At 44.9% G+C, this 1,259-nt stretch carries 1 protein-coding gene; it reads left to right on the plus strand.

What is annotated here, in order from left to right; genetic code table 11:
* Positions 1–108 precede the first annotated feature (108 nt).
* A partial coding sequence (locus AB4493_RS16470) for an IS4 family transposase (protein ID WP_372054799.1) occupies positions 109–1,259 on the plus strand: 1,151 nt, incomplete at its 3' end.

The raw sequence follows: 1,259 nt of genomic DNA on the forward strand, positions 1-1,259 counted from the left end.
CATAGACAGGATCTTAAGAGCTAACTTGTTTATTTAGATAGAAAAAAGGCTTCATTTATGATCAGATAATCGTCGCCAAACAAACTACCTACATCAATAGTGAAGCCGATGACGATTATCTCCTTACAGAAGCAATTTAAGCAATTCTTTAATGCTGACACCCTCCAAAAAATGGCGAAAAGTACAGGCCTGATGAAACGGTGTCGGGCGATATTACCCGAGCAGCTAGTCATTAGCTTAGTGGCCGCGTTAAGCAAAGGAAACTGCACTTCCATTGCGGATTTACTGCGACAATTCAATGGGATGTGCTTGAGCCCTGAAGGTGCCGTGGCATACAAGCCTTACCATAACCAGTTGAGGAAAAATGAGTTTCCTAATTTCATGCGGCAACTTGTTATGCGAGCAATAGCTCAATTTGCTCGCCAGCAGAATGTCGGTCTACCAAATAAGCTCGACACCTTTGATGATGTACTGCTTCAAGATGGCAGCTCTTTCCACATCCATCGTGACCTGGCGGATGTTTATCCGAGTCGATTTAAACGTAACCCTGCAGCGGTTGAATGTCATATGACAATGTCGTTGAAAAGCTTTTCTCCAGTCGCGATGAACATCAGCGCTGATACGGCATCAGAAAGAGATTTTTTACCTGAGCCCAAAACGATGAACAACAAATTGCTGTTAGCTGACGCAGGGTATCCTGATTTCCACTTCTTTCGAGAGCTTGAACAGCATGGCGGATTCTATATTGTCCGAGGTGCTAAGTCTCTGAACCCTATGATTATTGAGGCAAGGAACGGCAAGGGGCGACTGCTGCCTAAGCTAGAAGGGAAGAAGCTGAAAGACATTACTCGAGGTACCAACCGTTCGCAGGTCCTTGACCTAAAAGTCCGTCGAGGTAAACAAGAGTTTAGAGTCGTGCGACGATGGTTTGCTGAAGAAAAACGATTCTGCATTTGGATAACTAACTTACCTTCAGACACCTTTACTGCCGATGACATCATGGCGATCTACCGTTGTCGATGGCAGGTGGAACTGCTTTTTAAAGAGTTAAAGTCTCACACCAACTGGCAACGATTTGTCACCGCACAAAAGGCCATCGTTGATGGGCTCATCTGGGCCAGTTTACTTGCGCTGATCATTAGGCGTAGTATTGCGCTTCAGATAATGCCATCGGTCTCATTGTTTAAAGCGGCAAAAAATGTGGATGTCTGGCTGTTACCAATATTTGAATGTATCAGTCACGGCGCATGGTCAGAAAT

The organism is Vibrio sp. 10N.222.55.A1, from assembly GCF_041473835.1.
GTDB lineage: Bacteria > Pseudomonadota > Gammaproteobacteria > Enterobacterales > Vibrionaceae > Vibrio > Vibrio crassostreae_C.